We start from the raw sequence: 17,157 nt of genomic DNA on the forward strand, positions 1-17,157 counted from the left end.
TTGTCTTCGCACGTAATGGCACTGTCATTGCAAGCTATGCGCCATTTGTTTTCCGGGAGTCGCAATGGCTTACATTTCGCTACTTGCGCTGTTTCTAACGGTTACGAATTTCGTGCCTCTCAGCGCGGTCGGCTTTGTGCCGATCTTCGTGTACGCGTGGCGCTTTTACGGTCGCCGCTATCCGGCGTTCATTACGCCGCTCACCGCGCTGACGGTCGTGATCGTCGTCTCCACGCTGCTCTACGATCCTCAGTCTTTCGCCGAATTCGATTTCTATCGGCGCGACGGTAACTTCTTCATTTCGTATGCTCCCATTTTTGCCGGTTGCCTGTACGCGCATCGTCTCGATCTGAACAAAGTACTTCGCGCGTTTTTTATTTTCGCGGTCGGCATCAATATCCCACCGTACGCGGTGTACATCGTCAGCACCGGACTCCTCGGCATCTTCACGAATCCAGACAAGAGCTTCGGCAGCTACTTCATCGCGCGCAATGCGGCGGGCGGATTCTTCGCCATGCTGTTCTGCCTGGGCGTGGGCTGCTACCTGCAAAAGCGCAGCAAGCTACTGCTCGGGCTACTCGCGATGAACGCGCTGATGCTGTTCTCCACGTATAGCCGCGGTTCGCTGCTCGGCGCGGCTGCGGTACTGCCGTACCTCTATTTCGGCCGCAAGCGCTGGCTGCTGGCTGCGTTGATGGGCGTGCTCATAGCAGGTTCGCTTGCAATGGCGTTCTATCACACGGACGCCACCGTCGACTACATGGGCTACCCGTTCAGTATCCACAACCAGGATGCGAAGGTCGCCAATCTGAACATCCGGTATGAGTGGCTGTGGCCGCGCGCGCTCGCCTATTTCGAGCAGAGTCCCATCGTGGGTATGGGCTTCGGTTCTTTCGACGATCACATCGGCAATGTGACTTCATACTTTCACCTGTTCGGTGCGCCGTCGAACGTCCTCGTCGAACATAGCGATTCGCACGCTCACAACTCGTACCTCAATTTCCTCGCGGAAACCGGTGTCGTCGGTCTTTTCCTGCTGCTGAGCTTCTTCTGGAGACTCGTTGATTGGAGCAAGCATGGAGCGGCTGCGGGCGCGCTCGTGGGAGGCGGTCAGAACTTCGCCGCCTTCCGGTTCGTCGAGATCTCTTCTATTTGCCTGCTGGTCATGGCGGCAACGGAACATCGCCTCGTGTCGCCTTCCAATGTCCTGATCCTCTCGCTCGTCATCTCGCTACTGCTGGCCTCACAATCGGCCAATGCAATCTCGGCGGAATTCAATCGGCGGAACTCGCTGATTCGCTCGCGCGTCTGACAGTACCTGCGCCCACTCCGGTACAGCGGGAACACAAAGATCCCGCTGTAGAGAACCCAACAACAACGAGAACCCTATGTGGACTGTATTCACTAACATAGGCGATGCGGCCGTCACGTTGCCCGTGGCCGCTGTTTGCGCCTGCTGGATCGCATTATTCGACGTCAAGCTGGCCTGCCGGTGGATCGCGATGCTCGCAGCCGGCGTCGCTATTGTCGGCGCGAGCAAGATCTTCTATGCGGGCTGGGGCATATCGTTTCCGGCGTCTGATTTCCGCGTGATTAGCGGCCATGCGATGCTCTCCACCTCCGTGTGGATGGTGGCCCTCGCATTGCAGCTCAGATGGTGGCGTCTGCCGGCGTTTCTGGGTATTGCGGCCGGTCTGGTTATCGGTGCGTTGACTGGCGTGTCGCGCCTGATGGACCTTTCGCATTCCGTACCCGAAGTCATTTCAGGCTGGATTCTGGGCGCAATCGTCGCGCTGCTCTTCTTGCGAAAGGCGCTTTCCGTGGAGTTCGAACACCCACGGCCCGCATGGTCGGCGGCGAGCTTTCTGTGCGTCTGCGTGCTCGCCTATGGGCATCAGGCGCCGCTTCAGCGGCTCATTGAAACGCGGTCACCGCAAATACATAGCCATGCTCATTCGATCATGGCTCTCGCCGGCCGCGTCAAATACCGCATTCAGTCTTACGAGGGCATACTCGCAAGGTGACGCTCCTCTGCCGTGCGCTCGCGCACCAGGTAGGGGCGAAGCTGTTCGATCGAGCTGCGCAAAAGCCGCGCGTCGATAAAGTCCGTCAATGCCGTCTTGAAGTTCTCGGTTGAGAACCGCTCGGCATTCTGACGGCAATTCACCGGATCGAATAAAGAGGCATTGCGCTCGAAACGTGTCACCGCTTCGAGCAATGACTCCGCCGTCTGCTCGCCGAAGAAGACACCTGTGGGCTGCTCCAGAGGCAAGCCGATAACCGACTCGAGCGCACCGCCCCTGCCGAAAGCAATCACGGGTGTGCCGCAAGCCTGTGCTTCCACAACGGAAATGCCGAAGTCCTCTTCCGCCGCGAAAACGAATGCGCGGGCGCGTCGCAAATGATCGACGAGTACTTCGAGAGGCTGGTGACCGAGTATCGTCACATTCGGCCCCGCAGTCGCTTTGATCCGCTTCATTTCCGGGCCATCGCCGATCACGACCAGCCGGCGCTCGGGTGTCTGCGAGAAGGCCCGCACGATCAAGTCGATGCGCTTATAAGGCACCATCCGCGAGGCCGTCACGTAGAAGTTTTCTTTCTGCGTGCACATCACCATGTTGTCGAGATCGACAGGCGGATAGATAACCGTCGCGTCGCGCTGATAAGCCTTCTTGATCCGCCGCGCGATGAAGTGCGAATTCGCCAGCAGATGATCGACGCCATTCGCCGAACGCGAATCCCAGCCGCGAATGTAATGCAGCAGCGCGCGCGCCATGATCGATTTGACGCCCTTGTTCAGATGCGATTCGCGCAAGTACTGATGCTGCAGATCCCACGCATAGCGGATCGGCGAATGCACATAGCTTATGTGAATCTGGTTGGGTCCGGTCAGTACGCCCTTGGCTACCGCATGCGAGCTGGAAATCACCAGATCGTACGCGGACAGGTCCAGTTGCTCGATCGCAATCGGCATCAACGGGAGATAAGCTCTGTAGCGCTTGCGCGCAAACGGCATCTTCTGAATGAACGAAGTGTTGACGGGTTTCCCTTTCACGCAATCGCGATCTTCGAGAAAGTCGACAATCGAAAAGACGTCCGCTTTCGGAAAGCATTCGATAATGTTCTTCAAAACCTTCTCTGCGCCGCCCGAAACCACCAGCCAATCGTGAACAATAGCGACTTTCACTTCTCTCTCCTGTGAGATGACGCGCCGGACGCTTCACCGGCGGCAATCCGTTTCACTTGTCTTTGGCCGCGCTTGTCTGGGCTCTTACACCCCACGCCAGCCCCAGCATTCCAGCGGCGCGCCGCGCGCCCGGCACCAGTCCGATCAGCTCGAGTCGGACCATGATGACCAGCAGGATCACGGCGAGCGTTGCTTCACCGAATACACGAGCCATGGCCATGCCCATTGCTCCAAAGCGCGGCGCAAGAATCAGTGCCGCGGCCAGGTTGGCGAGGCCGGAGGCGAGCCCGGCAAACGCGAGCAGCCGGTCTTTCTTGCGCGGAACGAATACGTAAAACGCGACGAATTCGTTGAACGCGACGAACGGGAACATCCATGCGAAACATTGAAGAATGCGCGCGGCAGGCTCGAACTCGGCGCCGAGAATCAACGGCAACAGGAACGGCGACAACGTCATTGCGCCGCAGAATACGAGCAGTCCATAACCGAGCAGAAGCGCCGCGCCACGGCGCGTGGTCGCGTGCGCGCCCTCTTTGTCGCCGTGTGCGAGCTGCCGCGAAATAGTCGGCACGAATACCTGCGACGCCGGGCCCATCAGGCTCAGTGCAATGGTGGCGAAACGCTCCGCCGCACCGAAATAGCCGACTTGCGCGGGCGTCGACAATAGCGTCAGCAGATAGGTGGAAGACGCCGTCAATACAACCGAGCCTGACGAGTAGCAAAAGAGCATCGTCGAGCTGCGAATGAGCGGCATCACGCCTTCCACTTTCAGTCGGGGCAGTCCCAATTGCGACGTGGTGATGCCATATGAAATGATCGACGACGCCACGCCGGCAACCAGCAGACTCGCCAGCACCCACACGGAATCCTCGGGCTTTCTCACGAGGCTCAGCACCAGAACGAGGCTCACGGCAAAGCCGAATACTTCGATCATGATCGGCGTGCGAAAACGCTGACGGCCCTGGAATAGCCAGCCGAGATTCATTGCCGACACGATGCCGAGCAGCGTGCCCAGCACGCCGATCAGCGGCCGCTCGGACAAGGTGGGCGAGCACATCGTCGCAATCAGACCGATGCTTCCGCCAATCACGGCGAGCATGAGCCGCGCGCTCACATGAAGCGAATAGATTGCATTGCACTCCTTCACCGAATGGGCTTTCGCGACTTCGCGCATGCCGACGAAGGTGAAGCCGTAACTCACGAGCATCCAGATGACGTTCATGAGCGACATCGACGCGAGCACTCGCCCATACTCGGCGACGCCGAGAATTCTTCCGTAGAACGGCACCACGATGATGAGGTACACGTACCTCATCAGATATCCGCCGTAAACAAACGCAATGACGCTTGCGTTGTCTCGTCTTTCCATTCCGTTCTCCAAATGCCTGCTCCCGGGCTTAACGCTGCGCCATGCGCCGACGCGCAAGCGGGTTCGATATGTAGCGAACCACAAAGTCAGAAAGCGGCGAGTACGGCACGAGGCACAAGCCGGAAAGAACCACAGTTCCGAATTTCTTCTTCACACTCCAGAATGGATTGGCCAGGATCGCGTGGAAATAGCCCCGCGAATCGCGCATCATCCAGCGCCAGCGGTGCGCGAACGTCGCGCGATAGACGCTCGAGCAGAAGATCGCCTTCTCGTGGCCGAAATCATGAAACGTCGGCGACAACTCGATACCGAGACGCGACCGCGCGATGTTGCGCAGAATTGCCCAGCGCATACCCAACGCTTTGGGCGCCTTGGAAATCTGCTCGGAATTGGCGAACGACACCGTGCCGCCATCGGCGTTATGCACGCGATAGCCGCCGAGCGATTTGCGCAGCGTCGCGACCGGGCCGACCAGCGCAGCGCCGTAGATCGCGAAGAAGTCGGCGCCGTAGCGATTGATGCCCGGTGCGGGAACCGGAAAGACCTGCTTGAGCGCACTCACCCGATACGCATTGCCCGAGGCGGGCGGCGATGGGTACAGCCAGCCCGCTTGCAGCAGCTCTCCGCAATTGGGCGGCGGCTCGGTGTTCGGCACATAAGCGCCTGTCGTTGCGCCGTTTGCGTCCATCACGTCGAGCCTGAACTGCACCTTGGCCCACGCGCCGCTGGAGAAAAGCTCCATGACTTCCGATACGGCGCTCGGATACAGAATGTCGTCCGAATCGAGCAGGATCGCGTATTCCGTTTCGAGCGCGCTGATCGCATGGTTGTAGGCGGACACCTGGCCGCCGTTCTCCTGGAAGATCGCTGTGATGCGGCTGCCGTACTTCTCGATGATCGCGCGCGAGCCATCCGTCGAGCCGTCGTCGAGCACGACGACGCGCGTGCCGGGATAGTCCTGATTGAGCGCGGAGTCGATCGCGTCCGCTAAATAGCGTTCGTAGTTGTAGTTGCAGATGACAACTGTGACCTGGTTCATGGCATTCGACGCTGTCTGATGTTTCGGTGAATCGGAATGGCTACGCAAGGGAACGGACCGCGATATACGCAAGGTGGGTCGGCGGATCGTTTCCTGCACCGTTGACCCGATCGGGTACCTTGAAGCTCAATTGCAAACCGTCGTTACTCCAGGTGGTCGTCATCGCGTCCTGTGCACTTACTGTGCCCGTCAACGCATCTATGAACTCAACCTTTACTTCGCGCGACGCGGGTCGCTTGAGTCCCGCTACTGTCACCCTTCGCCAACCCGCCGACGCGCTCACCTGCAGCACGATGTCATTGCCCGAACGCAATCCGCTGCCCGAAGCGCCTGGACCAAATTGCAAAGGGTTCGACAAACTTGCCAGCGGCCCTGAAACAGTCTGATGAAGCACGATGAGGCTCCTGCCCGACACGTTGTAAGTACGTACCGGCGGCCCCCGATGAGTCAGACGGAATGGCTCATAGCCGTCCCAGTGATAGATCATCGAGACGTATTTGTTCGGATCGTCCCAGTTGTGATCGAGCGCCCATACCGCGAAGTCGAAGAAGTACTCCGGCAGGTAATGCGGGTCCTTCATATACGCATCGCCGATCTCGGTTTGCCAAATGCCTCTCGCCGGTCCGTTCTTCACATACCGCTGATACAGCTCGTCGAGATCGCGCACACCGAGGTAGTGAGTGTCGAGATAGTCGACCCAGTCCAGCATGCGTTCGTTCGATGCAGGACTTCTGTACTCGAGCCACTTACAGTAATTGGACAGACCGCCCTGATCGGGCCACCCGCCGTAGACGATATAGGCGTTGTACTTGCGGATAATGCGGGCAGCGGGCAGATGCACTCGCTCCACGTAATCCTGCATGGCACGCTCGTACGGCTTCTCGTGCTTGCCGTCCTTGCTGAAGGTCGGACCGTGCCAGAACGTCGCCTGCTGCGCGCCGCCAGACAACGTTCCGGCCGCCTCATTCCAGATCTGGAAGTAGCGCAGGTTGAACGGCGGAGCGGAGTACTTGCGCACGGCAGCCTCGACATAGCGCGTCCACGCGCCGACATCCATCGGCGCGGAATTGCTGTCGCCGGGAACAGTGGCGTTCCACGGCGCCGTATAGCCGAGCAACAGCAGCGACTTGATGCCGTTGCGATTGTTCAAGAGCAGCGCTGTCGGAAGATCGGCGTCGAATTGCGAGCCGGTTTTGTCGACACGCATGGGTGCTCTCGGCGATTCCGGCTGCCCAGGGCCCACCGAATCGCGCCCCCATGTGATACCCATTTGACGCCACATTTCGACGTCACGGCTTGCGCCCGCCCAGCCGTTCGCGCCGATCAGATCCGTGATCCTGCGACCGCCGCTGCTGCCCGTTTGCGGCGCGGCGCTTCCTGACGGCGACGTCTTGCCGTACGCGAGCGGTATCGCGGCGCCAAGGAGGCCCGCAATGGTTCGCAACGCCCGACGTCTGCCGGCACTCTTTCGAATGCGATACATTGGCCTGCCTACCGACATGCGTTAGCTCGCCGACGCGCGGGCCGGCACGCCCGACAACCGAACGCCCGCCTGCCCCTTGAGGATTTCGAGCACCGTCTGCGCCGTCACATCCCAGCGGAATTCGCGCGCACGCGCGAATCCCATTGTCTTGTAGCGTTGGCGGAGTGCGTCGTCGGTCATCATGAGCGAGATCTTTTTGGCAATGTCGTCTGCGGACGTCGCGTCGCAATACAGCGCCGCATCTCCGCACACTTCGGGTATCGACGTCCGCGAAGAAGCGACGACCGGACACCCGCAGTACATCGCCTCGAGCGGCGGCAGTCCGAATCCTTCGTACAGCGACGGAAACACCAGACAGCCCGCGTTTTCATAGAGCGCCTTCAGTTCGCCGTCAGTCACGAAACCGGCCCACACCACTTTCTCCGACTGCGGCTTTTCCTCAGCCAGTTCGCTGTTGAAAATGCGCGCATTCTTTCCGCCGACCACGACAAACTTCACATGGTCGAGATGGCCGAGCTTCTCAATTGCTTCCAGCACGCGTTGCAGGTTCTTGCGCGGATCGAGACTCCCGACCACTACGCAATACGCGTCCTTGACGAGACTCAGGCGCTCCAATACCGCGGGCTCCGACGTCACACGGTCGAGGTGATCCGCTGCGGGATGCACGACTGCGACTCGCGACTCATCGATTTTCAGGTGATGGCAAATACGCGATCGGGAGAACTTCGACACGGTCAGGATCGTTGGCGCCATGCGCGGCAACATGAAAAAGCACAGGCGATACCACAGCAAGAACTTCTTCGAGAATCCGCCAGGTACGTCGTACACCGCCATGTCGTGAACCATGACTACCTGGCGGCGCTTGAACAGCGGGCTCATGTTGCACAGATTCAGAAGCGTGACGCCTCTCGCGGCGATGGGCAGCGTGATCTGCTCCCATAGCGTGCCGCGCAGCCACGAAAAGCGCCGTTGCCATTTCAACAGCGCCCCCGGCTCTCTCGCATTGCGCGGGACGTAGATCTCCAGCTTCTCGCCTGCGGGAACCCGCATTTGCATCGCTCTCGTCAATTCATACGCGACTCTCTGAACACCCGTGACGGGTTGCGAAGTAAATTTCCCGTTAATTGCAAACGCCATCTGCTTCTCCGTTTTGCGAATTCATCGACGACAGTGGCAACTCGCTCACGTCCGGAGAGGTGCGCTGGTCGGATCGGCATCGCCGTAATCGCTGGCGTAGTTCGTCGCATATCCATAGGTGCGAGTACTGCGCCGAAGCGGAATGCCGTTGAACACAGCGCCTGCAATGCGTCCCTCGGCGCGCTCCATCTTCTTGATCGTGTCTTCGATCTCTTCCTCGCTCTGCATGCCCGAGCGCAAAACCAGCAGCGATGCACCGGCTTCGCTTGCAATGATCGACGCGTCGGTGACTGCGAGGAACGGCGGCGTATCGAAGATCACCAGATCGAATTGCGCGCTGAGGCGTTCGAGTACTTCCTTGAAACGCGGCCTTGCGAGCAATGCGGCGGGGTTGTCCGGACGCGATCCGCATGAGAGGAACGACAAGCCTTCAATACCCGTGTGACGGAGCGCATTGCGCAGCGGCATGCGGTCGGAAAGGACTTCGGAAAGCCCGCCACGATTGCTCTGATTGAAGAGCGATGCGAGATGACCGCGACGCATATCCGCATCGATAAGAAGAACGCGTGCGCCGATCTCTGCCTGCAAGGTCGCGATATTGGCCGCGACAAAGCTCTTCCCTGCCGACGGCGTCGGTCCAATCACCATCAGGATGTTGTTGCGTGCATGCGCCAGATCGCGCGCCAGCGAAGTGCGCACTGCTCGCAGCGCCTCGACGGAGTTATCGTTCGGGAAGCGTTCGGCCAGTACCCTGTTGCCGCCGGCCGCCACCTGTATTTCGGACGCACCGCCCGCCACCGGCTGCGGCAATCCGGCCCGCGCCGCGGCACCGGGCAATGACTTGGCGCCCGGACTGGTTCTGTCGAGCAACGACTGCTGCTGACTGAACAGGATCTCGCCGAACACCGGCACACTCATTCTGCGTTCGACATAACGCGGATCGGTAACGCCCGTCAGCACATGGCGGCGCATGAACACCAGCACGATGCCCGAGACGATGCCGAGTGCGAGACCGCCTGGCAGCACGAGAATCGGCTGAGGTTTCACCGGACGATGCGGCGTGATTGCCTGGTCGACGATATGCGCGCCGCCGGTAGTACTTGCGCGACGCACCTGCAATTGCTCAGCCTTTTGCACCATGCCCAGATAGATCGTCTCCGCGACTTTCTGCGCGCGCAGAAGATCGACGCTCTGGCGTTCCGAAGCGGGCATACCGTTGAAGTGGCCGCTGAAATTCGCTTTCGCGCTATTGAGCTGCGCGAGTTGCGTGTCGACGCTCTGCACCCAGCGGCTTTGCGGCGTATAGCGCTCGAGAAGCTGCGTGCGCTGCAATTGCAGTGTCGCGATCTGCCGGTCGATGTCGAGACCGCCTTGCAGGTAGGCTTGCGCCTCAGCCGTCGGCTGCATCGATTGCGAGTTGGCGCGGAATGACTTAAGCGCTTCTTCCGCCTTTCTCAGGTCGCCGAGCAGACGCGGAAGTTCTCCGTTGATGAACGCAAGCGTCGTCGTATCGTTGAGCTGGCGGCTCGCAATTGCCGTCGCCAGGTACTGTTGACCCAACGCATTGGCGACTTCCGCAGCCTTTGCCGCACTCTTGTCGGTGTACTCGATCTGCACAAGACCCGAGTCTTTCACTTTGTCGCCGACCTTGATGAGCGCGTCGAAACGCTTGATGGCGTCCACCGCGTTCCAGCGTACGACCGTGAACTCGGTGCCGGGCCGCGCGACCAGCGCATCGACGCGCATCGAAATGCCGTTGCTCGATACCGCTTTGCCGACCGTGCCCTGGAGGAATACCTGATCCTGCGGACCGCGCAACTCGTACGTGTTGTCGTCGCGGGCAATCAGCGTCATTTTTTCTTCTTCGAGATCTTTGGGAACGTCGAGCGCGCCGATCTTTACCTGCTCGCCTCCCCATGCGTATGACTTGAGTCCGAGCCAGGGCCGCGAGGGCTCGCCAGGCGTCGCGAACTTCTCCGCGATATCGCCGAGCAGCGGCAGCTTGCGCGGCGTCACGGAGACGTCGAAGCGGAAGCGCTGAATCACCGGTTCGAGCACCGAGCGGCTGCGGATCACGCCCATTTCCGTCACAGGAGACGGAGCTGGCGGAGGCATGTTCTCCTGATTCTGGAGTGCGAGGCCGAGTGCATTCGGTTCTGGCGGATCAACGCGAATGAGTACATCCGCGGAATAGATCGGCGACGCAATCAGCAAATAGGCGGCGGCCAGGCTGAAAACGACGACCGTTGTCAGCACGATCTCCCAGATATGGTCGCGCATGAGACGGAGCATGGCGCTCGCGCTAAGCTGTCCACGCTCTGTACTGGCAGTGCCAGGGAGCGAATTCAGAGGATAGTAGTCCACCGGTTTGATCCTTCCATGTTTGATGGGCACAGTAATGAGTCGACACCGCCTTGGCTGCACCAACGGTCCACAGTCCAGAGCCGTCTCCGGCAGGAATGCGTATGGCGTAGCGCGACGCGTGGTCGAAGCTACGTCATGGTCTTGCCAAGCCAAGTGGCTGTCCACCTGCTTGAACGATCAAAGGCTGCACCGCCAACAGCACGGCTCGCCCCGTCTCCAGACTTCGAATCCCCCAATCTCCGGACAACGGCTTTACGCCGCGCACCGCGTTTTATTTGGTTCTACAAATGGTTCGCTTGTTCAATGAAGCGCTGAGCGAATCGTCGAGTCGCCAATACGCAGTCCGGCCCCGGACTTGCGTGAGCGTTGCCTCGTCGTACTTCGTCAGTGCACGGCACTTCGGGACACGGCAATAACTACACCTCAATGGAACCATCCACGCCAAAAGGTGAAGATATTGCGCATTGCTGGCATTCCATAGCGCCTACCGCGGCAACCGCTATTTCTGCAGATGTTGCAGTGAAGCATAGCGCTCGTGCGAATGAGTGGATCGATAGCGGCATAAATTCGGGTGCTAATGGCCGATTCCGCCGAAGCGATTTCCGCGCAACACCCCATCCAGAAAGTGTTGTAGCTATGTGCAATGGATGTAACAGAGTGATACGCGTTAGCCAATTTTCTGTCACTAACATTTAGTGACACTTCGGAGGGTTGATCGCGGCATTCAATGCACGTTGCGCCCCCAGCGGCCTTGTCGGACGGGCTTCTCGGGCGAAAGAGCACTGCGACCCTTATTAGCGGCTTCTGGATTATGCGAAGCAAATCTTGCTGCTTTTCACTGCCTTTTGTATGGCTTTATTTAGCCAGGCAAGGTAACAATTTCCCCAATCATCACTATTGCGCCAAAACACCATCGATTACCGGCCAGGTTCGCAAGGGTGATTTGAGTACGTTAATCTCGTCACGTAGACAGTGATTCACCCTGTTTGGAGAACTAAGCGTGACAACTTCCACCGACTTTCTTTCGTCGTATCTTGATACGCACCGCAGCGGCCCAAGAGTGGCGACACGGAAACCTGCAAAGCACATTGGACTACTGGTGTCGCAGGAATGCTCGATGGCGACTGCTGGAGCAATCGGCGACGCGTTCCGGCTCGCAAACGAATTGTCTGAAGGCGCGACCGACGACTCACCCTATCGTCTTTCAGTACTTTCTGAAAGCGGCGGGCTCGTGACCAGTTCCTCCGGCATTTCGATCTGGACCCAAAGCATCGAGCGCAATCGGCTCGGTGACTTCCATGCATTGTTTGTCGCGTGCCGCGACGCTGCGCGGGCACTGGAGTCGAATGACCGCCTGCTCTCATGGATAGCGCGCCAAGGCTCTATTGCGTCGTTCGATATTCAGCAAGGCGCGAACCTGGTGGTCATTTGCAAGGACCCGTTGCATTCCACCGTGCCGATCTTCCTGTTCGACGATGCGCCGACCACGACCCGCCCCAACAGTGCGACGCCGACCGATCTTGCGCTCGCGCAAATCGAACGCGACCTGAGTACCGAAGTCGCGCGGAAGATCGCCGACACGCTGCAAACCACCTACGTCGAGTCGGACAAATTCGAACTGGACGATGCGAGCATTACGACGACAACGGAGAAGATCCGCGAGTCGGCGCGGTGGATCAAGGAGAACTACAGCAATCCTATTTCCGTCGCGAAAGCCGCGGAGTGCGCGGCAATGAGCAAGCGCAACTATCAGCGCCGGTTCAAGTTCGAGTTCGGCATGACGCCCCTCGAGTACTTGCTGCGCACACGCTTCGAAGTCGTCCGCGCAATGCTGCGCAATACCGATCTGCCCGTCGACAAGATCGCGCGGCGTTGTGGAATGGGCGACGGCAATCGTCTCGGCCGCCTTTTCAAGGAACGCTATGGAATGTCTCCCACGCAATTCCGCGCGCAGCAGCGCCTGGAAGTCGCGGAACGATGCGTGGCGATCGACGATTGACGATTGACGGCTAATGCCAGTGTGAGCGGGAGCCGCGCCACTCATATATAGAGCGATAGCGCGCCGTCCCCGCTGGCCCTGGCCGGCTACGCACGCCGATTGAGCGTCGAGCCGCTATTCAAAAGGGACCGGACAATGACAACAACGAAGTCTGTACAGTTCTCCAACCAGGCCGATATGCCGGAGGACGCCGCGAGCCACCACTTGGCGCCGCGCAAGGAATCTCCGGCCAGAAGGCTAAAAGAAGCGGCCAAGTCGATGCTGCCGGCACCGATATTTCTGAGCCTGCTGCATCACAAGGAAATTGGCCGCTATCCGAACCTGCTGCGCCCCACTACGTTCAACGAAAAGATCCTGCAGAAAAGCCTGCGGCCCGACCCGTGGTTCGTCGAGCTGACCGACAAGCTGACGGTCCGCGAGTATGTTGCGAGGAAAATCGGCGAACAGCACGTCATACCGTTACTGGCTACGCCCGACGTCTTCACGAAAGAAGTATTCGACGCGCTGCCTAATGCGTTCGTCATGAAGGCCAACCACGGCAGCAGTTACGTCGAGGTGGTCAGGGATAAGTCGGCAACATCGTTCGAGAAACTGCGGGATCTCGCGAACTACTGGCTGTCGCTCGATTTCTACAAGATCGCGCGCGAAAGACACTATCGGCAGATCAAGCCACGCATCTTCTTTGAGCAACTGCTGCTCGACGAGAGCGGCAAGATTCCTGCCGACTACAAACTGCACTGCTTTGGCGGAAGAAGCGGACGCCCGATTATCTATATTCTGGTGATTTCGGACAGATTTGGCGGGAATACGCGGGGCGACGTCTATGACGTCGACTGGAATCATCTTGACATAGCCATTGGCTACTACAAACGCAGCCCGATACCGGCGCCGCGCCCCGAGAATCTCGAGGCCATTCTGCACGCGGCCACGAGACTATGCGAAGACTTCGACTACGTTCGCGTCGATCTATACGCGCCGGATAACCGCGTTTATTTCGGGGAGCTAACTTTCACTCCGGGCGCGGGCGTTCTGCCTTTTACGCCAGACAAGATCGACTACGAGTGGGGGAAACTGGTGCCGCAGAGCTTCTGCCGCTGATATAAACCTGGCCTCGCCCCACGAGCGAGGCGAGAACCAGGTTCATTGCAACAGCATCTTTAGACGTCGTTCAGGTGTCCGCGTGGCCGGACGTGAAGCTGGTGAACGCGTTGTACGGTGCGTCGATTGCCTTACCGTCGACCATTATGCCGTACGTGTTGTTTCCGCTATCCAGAACGTAGTACATGACCGACTGGATGTTGTGGGTCTTTCGGGCATTGTAGAACGCGGCGAGTCTGTCCGAGATGTAAGTCCCGCGATAGCTCTCCGACTTCTCCGGCCCGGTGTTCCACTCGGTGACAATCAGCGGCACGCCGTAACGGGCCTTGCAATACGTGGCCAAGTCGAAGCCCGGTCCCGCACCGTCGGTGCCGACGTTGAACAGGTCGCCGTATACTTCATAGTTGTGCCACGTCGTGACGTCCCAACGCACCGTCGGATGGCCCCCGCTGCCGTCCGGCTGCCGGCCTTCCCATAGTGCATCCGAGGCGCCCACGTCCGCCACGCAGAAATTGATCCCGCACTTCGCGGACGGCTGCGCCGACTTCACGCCGTCGATCATTCCGCGCATGACACCGCGCATGATGGGCCAGTTCTGGTTGTTGAAGTCGCTCGCCTTCGAACCCGCGTACGTGAAGTCCACCACGGTTGCGTCTTGTCGCGTCAACTCGTTGCCGCACTCGTAAATCGTCACGCCATACGGCTTCAACGCGTTTGCGACGGTTGCGCCGACCGAATAACCGCGATTGTAGGCAACGGATTCGCTGCCCATCAGGCCGCCCGATTCATACACGCCCTGGTCGATCAGCACGAGCAGCGTAAGTCCCGCCGACTGAAACGCTTGCGCAAGCTTGACGACCGCATTCAGATCTTTCGGATCGTCGGTCACGCCAACGCGATAGCTCGTGCAATTCATTCCCTTCAGAATCGACACGACCTGTTCCGGCGTATACGTGTAGTCAGCGTGTCCGTTCATACCGTAGAAGCTGCCCGGAACGGGCGCCACGTCGATACGCGGGTCGCTGCAATGCAGCCATTTTTCGGGCACATCATCCGCGTTCACATAGAACTGACCGCCGGTGCCGCAATGCCATATCTTGCCGCCATACCAGAGCACGAGCGACACGCTATACGTATTGCCGACCGTCGAGCCGTTGCGGTAAATCACGCCGTTGACGAGCGTCCACACGTCGCCGTAACCGTCAATGATCGAAGCGGCTCCCGGCATCACCGTACCGTTTGCCGAGGCGTTCGCGGCCGAGACTTTCGCCATTGGACTCGCGGAGGCCTTTGCTGTTGAACCCGTGCTGCCGTCGCCGGAGCCACCGCCGCCGCACGCGCTGAGAAGATAGCTGCCGGCAAGGGCCGTCAAGCCGCCGAGGAATTGTCGTCGTTTCACCATGTTTGTTTTTCCCACTGTCGAGAAAGTTCTCGATAAAAAATCAAAAGATGAGTTTGTGAAGTTCGGTAGAACCTGCGTTTATTCAAAAAAACAATTGTTATTAATTCGTTGTGCTTATCTATGCACAATTGCATGCTGCGCCGTCGGCACTTTGCATAAGTGCGGTCACATTGCCGGAGACAACGTGGAATAAATCGGTTGGCGGTAGAAAAAGCTCCGCCCGTCGCGATGCGCTTGACGCCGCGATTCGTTAATGGACCACCTGGAAACGCCACCTGCGAGACAGCTGTTACCGGTCACTCGCTCGGAAAGTTGTTCGCTTTTCCGTCGCGACCGGGGTAAATCGTACCCGGTAATGCTGGACAGGTCACACGGAAATCGGTGCTTTTGGGGCAAAAAGCAGGAATCTTTCCGAGAACTTCGCGTAACGCAAAAATTCCTGCTTTCAGATGATGATCGGAAGATTAGATGGACAGCGCGTTAGTGCATCCGACCCTAGGACAATTGTTCTCTTTTCCATGAGCTTGCAGTAAGACTTTCTTTCTAGCGCAGAAGTGGTGCACGCCATAGGAAAAATTAACCATCATCAGACGAAAGCCGATCTAACAACGCACGCCGCCTACGCAGCGACGGATGGAATTTTCCGCATTCAATCGTCCGACGAAATTTCCTTTCTCGTGGTTAACGCTATTCGAGCGCGTTCAAGCGGGGAGCGAGTCGTCGGCAACGGACAAAAAACAACCCAGCGTTCGCAAACCGGGCAACCAGCAAGGGTTTCACCAAGCGAGATTAAAACATCCCTCGCCAATAGAGATATAAACACCTGACAGCGTGCATTAATGGCTATTCGACCATTAGCAGACCGGGACACCGCATCAAGAACACGACAACTGCGTTTAGTGCGTCAACACACGTACGCGCCGATCGCGCCGCTATAGTGTTGAGTGCCGTGCGCTAATCCCCTCACACCGACCCTTGTTTCTCTTGCGCCGCGGCTATCTGCACACTACCTTCGTTGTACATACTCTGGTGACTATCGGATAGTGTCCGCGAATCGATCCTGCAAACATGCTCTTGCGCCTCTGTCGGCGCTTCTATTCGGCGCTCTCGCCGGCTTTTCTTCTTGCGCACAGGCGCAGGAGTTCTCGCTACTGGCGGGTCCCCTTTTTAGTGCAGGCTCGAATACCTACTCGTGGAGCGCGACGTATCGCGAAGGTTTGGGGCGCTACGCAGCGTGGAGCTTTTCCTGGCTCAACGAAGGGCATCTGCCCAACCATCATCGTGACGGACAGGCGCTGCAAGCCTGGGGACGTATGCCGCTATGGAACGATCGCCTCGAATTGTCGGCGGGCGCCGGGCCATACCGGTACTTCGACACCACCGCGGCAAGCGCCGGCGGCGATTATTCGAACACCCACGGCTGGGGCGTATTGGCTAGCCTGCGCGCCGCCTATTATTTCGACCGACGCTGGATTGCCCTCGCCCAACTGAATCATGTACATGCGTTCGGCGGTCCGAACACGACCGCGCTGCTATTCGGCGTCGGTTATCAACTCGAGGCGTCCGGCGAGCCGGGCCCGCGCGAGCGACCCGTACCGCGAAGCTCGAACGTGACGAGCAACGAGCTAACAGTCATGTTCGGCAAAACGATCCTCAACAGCAACGAGTCAGAATCGGCGAGTGCGGGAAGCCTTGAATACCGGCGCGGCTTATGGCGCTATGTCGACGTGAGCGCGTCATATCTGCACGAAGGCGGCCACATTCAATCGCGGCGCGACGGCGTCGCCGTGCAGTTGTGGGCAACGCGCGCATTCTTCGGCGACAGCCTCACGTTATCGGCGGGCGTCGGTCCTTATGTTGCGATCACGCAGACCGACAACCTTCCGCAAGACCGCACGGGCGACGGCCGCGTTTCCGCGCTCTTCGCCGTGTCGGCGAGCTATCGCTTCGGCTCGCGCTGGCTCGCCCGCGTGACGTGGAATCGCGTGGTCACCCGCTATAACCGCGATACGGATTTGATCGAGGGCGGCATCGGTGTGCGGTTTTGATCTCGCGCCATCGGGCACCGAGCACGCGCGA

12 protein-coding genes are annotated in these 17,157 nt (G+C 58.9%); 5 read left to right on the top strand and 7 right to left on the bottom strand.

Annotation, left to right across the window (positions count from 1 at the left end):
• Positions 1 to 64: 64 nt before the first annotated feature.
• Both C8K18_RS11965 and C8K18_RS11970 read left to right on the top strand, forming a co-directional pair.
• Positions 65 to 1,312, top strand: coding sequence for an O-antigen ligase (locus C8K18_RS11965; RefSeq protein ID WP_006052040.1), 1,248 nt, complete (start codon positions 65 to 67; stop codon positions 1,310 to 1,312).
• Between the two features lie 76 nt (positions 1,313 to 1,388).
• Positions 1,389 to 2,024 (top strand): phosphatase PAP2 family protein, encoded by a 636-nt coding sequence (locus C8K18_RS11970; protein ID WP_107707578.1) that lies wholly within the window; start codon positions 1,389 to 1,391, stop codon positions 2,022 to 2,024.
• Here the strand turns inward: C8K18_RS11970 and C8K18_RS11975 are convergent.
• Genes C8K18_RS11975 through C8K18_RS12000 form a run of 6 tightly spaced genes read right to left on the bottom strand, consistent with a single transcriptional unit; the run spans position 2,000 to position 10,507 of the window.
• Positions 2,000 to 3,187, bottom strand: coding sequence for a glycosyltransferase family 4 protein (locus tag C8K18_RS11975; RefSeq protein WP_006052038.1), 1,188 nt, complete (start codon positions 3,185 to 3,187; stop codon positions 2,000 to 2,002). The two genes, C8K18_RS11970 and C8K18_RS11975, sit on opposite strands and share 25 nt — an antisense overlap.
• Positions 3,188 to 3,239: 52 nt before the next feature.
• Positions 3,240 to 4,556: a lipopolysaccharide biosynthesis protein gene (locus C8K18_RS11980; RefSeq protein ID WP_053859417.1), complete on the bottom strand. Its 1,317-nt coding sequence runs from the start codon at positions 4,554 to 4,556 to the stop codon at positions 3,240 to 3,242.
• A gap of 28 nt (positions 4,557 to 4,584) precedes the next feature.
• Entirely contained in the window at positions 4,585 to 5,595 is a 1,011-nt protein-coding gene (locus tag C8K18_RS11985; protein WP_006052036.1) for a glycosyltransferase family A protein, read from the bottom strand.
• A 40-nt stretch (positions 5,596 to 5,635) separates the two neighbouring features.
• Positions 5,636 to 7,078, bottom strand: coding sequence for a hypothetical protein (locus tag C8K18_RS11990; protein WP_006052035.1), 1,443 nt, complete (start codon positions 7,076 to 7,078; stop codon positions 5,636 to 5,638).
• A gap of 21 nt (positions 7,079 to 7,099) precedes the next feature.
• Positions 7,100 to 8,215, bottom strand: a complete 1,116-nt coding sequence (locus tag C8K18_RS11995) for a glycosyltransferase family 1 protein (RefSeq protein ID WP_107707579.1) — start codon at positions 8,213 to 8,215, stop codon at positions 7,100 to 7,102.
• 45 nt (positions 8,216 to 8,260) lie between these two features.
• Complete coding sequence (locus C8K18_RS12000; protein ID WP_107707580.1) at positions 8,261 to 10,507, bottom strand: polysaccharide biosynthesis tyrosine autokinase; 2,247 nt, start codon at positions 10,505 to 10,507, stop codon at positions 8,261 to 8,263.
• 1,189 nt (positions 10,508 to 11,696) lie between these two features.
• Here C8K18_RS12000 and C8K18_RS12005 point away from each other — a divergent pair.
• Both C8K18_RS12005 and C8K18_RS12010 read left to right on the top strand, forming a co-directional pair.
• On the top strand, positions 11,697 to 12,578 hold the full coding sequence (locus tag C8K18_RS12005) for a GlxA family transcriptional regulator (protein ID WP_006052032.1): 882 nt from the start codon (positions 11,697 to 11,699) through the stop codon (positions 12,576 to 12,578).
• A gap of 135 nt (positions 12,579 to 12,713) precedes the next feature.
• Complete coding sequence (locus tag C8K18_RS12010) at positions 12,714 to 13,676, top strand: ATP-grasp fold amidoligase family protein (protein WP_107707581.1); 963 nt, start codon at positions 12,714 to 12,716, stop codon at positions 13,674 to 13,676.
• Positions 13,677 to 13,746: 70 nt separating this feature from the next.
• On the opposite strand, the gene C8K18_RS12015 is transcribed toward C8K18_RS12010, so the two are convergent.
• Positions 13,747 to 15,078, bottom strand: coding sequence for a hypothetical protein (locus C8K18_RS12015; RefSeq protein ID WP_006052030.1), 1,332 nt, complete (start codon positions 15,076 to 15,078; stop codon positions 13,747 to 13,749).
• A gap of 1,082 nt (positions 15,079 to 16,160) precedes the next feature.
• Here C8K18_RS12015 and C8K18_RS12020 point away from each other — a divergent pair.
• Positions 16,161 to 17,126 carry a hypothetical protein gene (locus C8K18_RS12020; protein ID WP_216649150.1) on the top strand — a complete coding sequence of 322 codons (966 nt, stop codon included), beginning with the start codon at positions 16,161 to 16,163 and terminating at the stop codon, positions 17,124 to 17,126.
• Positions 17,127 to 17,157 lie beyond the last annotated feature (31 nt).

This window comes from Paraburkholderia sp. GV068 (genome assembly GCF_003058125.1).
GTDB lineage: Bacteria > Pseudomonadota > Gammaproteobacteria > Burkholderiales > Burkholderiaceae > Paraburkholderia > Paraburkholderia graminis.

Excerpts from the sequence above, each read along its gene's own strand:
- C8K18_RS11965 (WP_006052040.1), top strand. The coding sequence starts at position 65 with ATGGCTTACATTTCGCTACTTGCGCTGTTTCTAACGGTTACGAATTTC.
- C8K18_RS11970 (WP_107707578.1), top strand. The coding sequence starts at position 1,389 with ATGTGGACTGTATTCACTAACATAGGCGATGCGGCCGTCACGTTGCCC.
- C8K18_RS11980 (WP_053859417.1), bottom strand. The coding sequence starts at position 4,556 with ATGGAAAGACGAGACAACGCAAGCGTCATTGCGTTTGTTTACGGCGGA.
- C8K18_RS11985 (WP_006052036.1), bottom strand. The coding sequence starts at position 5,595 with ATGAACCAGGTCACAGTTGTCATCTGCAACTACAACTACGAACGCTAT.
- C8K18_RS11990 (WP_006052035.1), bottom strand. The coding sequence starts at position 7,078 with ATGTATCGCATTCGAAAGAGTGCCGGCAGACGTCGGGCGTTGCGAACC.
- C8K18_RS11995 (WP_107707579.1), bottom strand. The coding sequence starts at position 8,215 with ATGGCGTTTGCAATTAACGGGAAATTTACTTCGCAACCCGTCACGGGT.
- C8K18_RS12000 (WP_107707580.1), bottom strand. The coding sequence starts at position 10,507 with ATGCTCCGTCTCATGCGCGACCATATCTGGGAGATCGTGCTGACAACG.
- C8K18_RS12005 (WP_006052032.1), top strand. The coding sequence starts at position 11,697 with ATGGCGACTGCTGGAGCAATCGGCGACGCGTTCCGGCTCGCAAACGAA.
- C8K18_RS12010 (WP_107707581.1), top strand. The coding sequence starts at position 12,714 with ATGACAACAACGAAGTCTGTACAGTTCTCCAACCAGGCCGATATGCCG.
- C8K18_RS12015 (WP_006052030.1), bottom strand. The coding sequence starts at position 15,078 with ATGGTGAAACGACGACAATTCCTCGGCGGCTTGACGGCCCTTGCCGGC.